The sequence below is a fragment of the Coraliomargarita sinensis genome, from assembly GCF_003185655.1.
GTDB classification, from domain to species: Bacteria; Verrucomicrobiota; Verrucomicrobiia; order Opitutales; family Coraliomargaritaceae; genus Coraliomargarita_B; species Coraliomargarita_B sinensis.
Genome location: NZ_QHJQ01000024.1, coordinates 1 through 3,800 on the forward strand (window position 1 = coordinate 1; position 3,800 = coordinate 3,800).

6 protein-coding genes are annotated in these 3,800 nt (G+C 43.0%); all 6 read right to left on the reverse strand.

The features are described from left to right. Positions 1–143: 143 nt before the first annotated feature. The 6 genes from DDZ13_RS15080 to DDZ13_RS15105 all read right to left on the reverse strand — a co-directional run bounded on the left by DDZ13_RS15080 (position 144) and on the right by DDZ13_RS15105 (position 3,660). The gene (locus DDZ13_RS15080; RefSeq protein WP_110132292.1) at positions 144–839 is read right to left on the reverse strand and encodes a phosphodiester glycosidase family protein; all 696 of its coding nucleotides are present in this window, start codon (positions 837–839) and stop codon (positions 144–146) included. Positions 840–899: 60 nt separating this feature from the next. Next, positions 900–1,607, reverse strand: coding sequence for an HNH endonuclease (locus DDZ13_RS15085; protein WP_146209402.1), 708 nt, complete (start codon positions 1,605–1,607; stop codon positions 900–902). Between the two features lie 30 nt (positions 1,608–1,637). After that, entirely contained in the window at positions 1,638–2,288 is a 651-nt protein-coding gene (locus DDZ13_RS15090; RefSeq protein ID WP_110132294.1) for a hypothetical protein, read from the reverse strand. 76 nt (positions 2,289–2,364) lie between these two features. Continuing rightward, the gene (locus DDZ13_RS15095) at positions 2,365–2,787 is read right to left on the reverse strand and encodes a hypothetical protein (protein WP_110132295.1); all 423 of its coding nucleotides are present in this window, start codon (positions 2,785–2,787) and stop codon (positions 2,365–2,367) included. After that, on the reverse strand, positions 2,780–3,070 hold the full coding sequence (locus DDZ13_RS15100) for a hypothetical protein (RefSeq protein WP_110132296.1): 291 nt from the start codon (positions 3,068–3,070) through the stop codon (positions 2,780–2,782). Before DDZ13_RS15100 ends, DDZ13_RS15095 begins: the two co-directional genes overlap by 8 nt. A 65-nt stretch (positions 3,071–3,135) precedes the next feature. Continuing rightward, positions 3,136–3,660 carry a hypothetical protein gene (locus DDZ13_RS15105; RefSeq protein WP_110132297.1) on the reverse strand — a complete coding sequence of 175 codons (525 nt, stop codon included), beginning with the start codon at positions 3,658–3,660 and terminating at the stop codon, positions 3,136–3,138. Positions 3,661–3,800 lie beyond the last annotated feature (140 nt).

A 3,800-nucleotide genomic window follows, 5' to 3' on the forward strand; every position in this document is an offset into this window, starting at 1 on the left:
TATTTGTAGATTCGGCAAACGCTCGTTCTCATTCTCTTTTTCCCGGGAAATGTCATCCGCCAGAAGCGTTGAAAGCGACATAGCAAATAAGAGTGTAAGGGCGTGCTTCATTTTACTTCATCGAACGTCGAGGAGTGGCGCGCCTATGGCGTTGCCACTTCCGGCTGGTTCACCTCTCTTCTTTTAATTAAAAAGTTTCTTACAGGGTTCGTGTTCTTCATGCTGGTCTCACCATAAATCAGACCTACAGAAGGTCCACCATCAAGATTTAGTGCTCTATCGATACTGGGAAGCTCTGTTCTGAGAATTTTGGAAAGATCATAGAGGTATACTTCACTAGTAGTCATGACGAAGACCTTCTCATCAGTCGTAATGCCGATAACGGTTCTTTTAGCTGCCGTTCCAGAACGATTGTATATTCCTTTCTTCCCTCCGGGATCTACAATGAAAGGGCCCGCCTGAATGACGTCTCTGTATTCTTTTTCTGGTAGTTGCTTCCAATGTAGATCAAGTCGCCCGTCTTGAGTAATCGTCAGAAAACCTGAAAGCTTCGGATTCTTTACGTTTAGTATTCTCTTTCCATCAATCATGCAGTAACCGACCACACCCAGGTTTCCGTCAAAATAGCCACCATTCACTATGAGAATATCGTCTTTGGGGGAGTAGTGGTCTGTAACAAAATTCTTCTTCTTTTCTCCATCAAGTATCGCAAATCCTGAGTTCTCGTCTTTCTCAAATTCGATCACATGAATGCTTACCCCTTCTTCTTTTATTACGTATGATTTCTCAGCATACGTGAAGGAGGCTAGTAGGAGTAAGCTAGCTAGAATGAGTTTCATTCTTTTGGTGAACGGTGAGGTGTCTCAAGACTGAAGCGCGGAGCGCGAAAGGAATTGAGACTACCGACTTGTTGGGTTTAGTTCAGTTATTGCGTATTGGATAAGCTTCTTACCTCTAGACTTATTAAATGGTTTGTTCAAGAGCTTATCAAACGCATCCCAAGGTATCGAGATGTCCAGACTCTTCAGATATACATAACACGTCTCGCGTTCAATTTTAACCAATGCGGCAATTCGCTTGGTTTCCTTGAAGGTCAGTTTTGCTCCTTCTTTATCAAGTTTAGACATATATCCTGAGGTATTGTGAAGATTATATTCTCTGCGCATCGCCCACAATAGAACGTGCGTAAGTGAATGTATCGTCACGAAATATCCCTGCCAGTAATTCTCACGAAAGGTCAACTTGTATACTGGCTTCTTTCGATGCAGGCTCTTGCTCCATACTACACTAACGCCATCTCTTCTAAGCTTCTCGTGTATGGCTTTCAATTCGTTGAAGACTTCCCTTTTTTCGATTAAGTCTGATCTTTTTTCTTTTCCATTGAATTCAATTCGACGGTGGCAATCTTTAAATAATGAGACTAGCAGATCATCTCTAGTTCCCTCCATGATTTCATCGAGGTATTCATGGTGATGAATTTCGTCTGCGCTCTTTCTGCAAATGACGCAGAGACCTTGGTCTCGGTCTAAAACTCGATTTCGGGTTTTTCGCCACTCTGAAGAACGCAGAAACTCGCCGTAGGGTGTATCGAGTCTAAGTCTATTCATTTTCTTACCCAACGTCGAAGAGTGGCGCGCCTATGGCGTTGCCACCTCTGTCTGGTTATGGTTAATTACTAGTGGTTCTGTTTTAACGCTTCCGGTCCAAATGTTAAGGGGATAACGATACCAATTCCCTTTTGTATCTCTTAGCGGTCGCTTCTCTGATAAAATATATTTTGGTATTAAGTATTCGAATCTCACGCTGTATGATTCTGAAGACTTCAGCTGATATGGTATTTTCATACTTCGAGAATATGTTTCATTCGGCTCTATACTAATCAAATAGTCCTCGGGCCATTTTAGACCATCGTATAACCCGAATCGGTTTCCACAACCACCACCAGCACGAGGGACTGCCTCTTCGCTATTTAGATTGGAGACTGAGAAAGTGTAGTGTGGGTAGTACAAACCCTGAAGGCTTCCATCCAACGTTCTAAGAATATGAACTGTGTGATCAGAGATGTTGCGGAAATGAATTACTACATCCCTAATGTCGCCATCAGCCTTAGGCTCCAAAGTGATTTCAATCTTTCTGTTTTTCTCTTCCTCTGCTTCAATTTGTTGGAGGAAGTCGTTTGGAACTTTCAAAAACTCTGTGCTCATTTCCTCTTCTGCCCTCAGTGGCAAAAGAAGTATCATTGCGAGTAATATTAAAATTCCTTTATCCATAACGTCGAGGTGTATCATGACTGAAGCGCAGCGAAAGGAATTGATACCACCGTCTGGTTCGGCCCTAGATTGTTCGAGTGAGCAAGGACTGGAATTAGGATTCAGATTGGTTAGTTCCCTTGGAGACCTTGCCGCTCTTCTTAATGGCATCAATCAAATCCCTGAGAGAAGACCTGTTCCTGATGGCATCAATGATAGAACAAGCCGACCAAACCAAAGAGATGAAAATCAAGATGATAAAAACGGCTTCCCAAGTGGACTTGGAAATTCCAAAAGTTTCGGAGAAATCACTAGTGCAAACTGCTGTGACGAATGCAGCCAGCAAAGAAACTGGAGTAATCCATCCTTTTCTTTTGGTGATGAGACCAATGTAGTCGCGCAAGCAGAGTTCGAGCCTGTCCTCGGTGATGATAACAACATTTTGGTCAAAATTAAGATGGACCTTCGTTTGTTGGACATAATCCGAAGCAAAGGATTCGGAGAACTTAGACTCGGGAGAATCGGTAACGTCACTCATTGTTCTCTCCTTCCTTCTTCTTATCCTCCTTCGCAGAAATCTCATCCATGAACCCAAGAATACCAATCGCATGTAAATTCATGTTCCCGCAATTGTTGCATCCGACAACAACGCAAGGAACTGATGGGCCTCCTAATCTTAGATTTTGGAAGTCGGTCTGCTGTTCGACCCTAGAAAACTCTTCCAAGATGGTAAAAGAATTGTTTCCGCATCTTGCGCAGGGTTTGGTCGCATCCCGCTTTTCAAGTTCCTTTATAATTCGTTTTTTGAGGTCTTCATTCATTTATTATATTTCTTTGCCGAACGTTGAGGTGTATCACGAAGTGAGCACAGCGAACGGAGTTGATACTACCGCCTGGTTCTCGCTTCATTTAAGCTAGTGTCTAATGCTGAAACAAAACCTTCCAGCGGTTGCTTAAGACTCGGAGGCATCCAAATAATCCTGTTCTCGTGCCTTAAATAATCTCTTTCTGGCTTTGATAATCCTCCAAAATATCTAGTTCCTGTTTCCTTCTTAAGTTTTTCGCCTTCGAGGATGAGGCAGTTTAATTCGCTTATTCCCACACTGGTGGTAGAAACCAATGCCTTCGTATAAATTCTCTCAATTTCCTTTAATCGAAGGCGCTCATTCTTCCCTAGTCCAATTAACTCACCAGAGAAAAACCGAACGCTTGTTTCGTCTAGTTCAGCCGCAGGCGACTTGTCTAGATATTTAATGCTGCCAAAAGCAGTGCAAGGCGCTCCGATCCCTAGGATTAGCAGGAATGCTGTTAGTTCAAATGCTACAATTCCTACGACAAGTGAAATCAAAAGGAACACAGCACCAACTGCTATAAGTAGCAGGTATGGTTTTCGGTTTTCTTCTATTTTCATTCCTGAGAACGATTGATGTGTCCTGAGATTGGTGGACAAAGGATTCCGTTACTAGGTTGTGGTTATAATGTTTAGTTGTGGTTGATGCAAGCCGGTAGGCTAGCTCCTATGCCCCCCATGGGGGGCGCGATTTTTTCCTC

What these genes read in the sequence shown, in the direction of transcription:
- DDZ13_RS15080 (WP_110132292.1), bottom strand. Translation starts at nt 839, where the DNA reads ATGAAACTCATTCTAGCTAGCTTACTCCTACTAGCCTCCTTCACGTAT.
- DDZ13_RS15085 (WP_146209402.1), bottom strand. Translation starts at nt 1,607, where the DNA reads ATGAATAGACTTAGACTCGATACACCCTACGGCGAGTTTCTGCGTTCT.
- DDZ13_RS15095 (WP_110132295.1), bottom strand. Translation starts at nt 2,787, where the DNA reads ATGAGTGACGTTACCGATTCTCCCGAGTCTAAGTTCTCCGAATCCTTT.
- DDZ13_RS15105 (WP_110132297.1), bottom strand. Translation starts at nt 3,660, where the DNA reads ATGAAAATAGAAGAAAACCGAAAACCATACCTGCTACTTATAGCAGTT.
- DDZ13_RS15090 (WP_110132294.1), bottom strand. Translation starts at nt 2,288, where the DNA reads ATGATACACCTCGACGTTATGGATAAAGGAATTTTAATATTACTCGCA.
- DDZ13_RS15100 (WP_110132296.1), bottom strand. Translation starts at nt 3,070, where the DNA reads ATGAATGAAGACCTCAAAAAACGAATTATAAAGGAACTTGAAAAGCGG.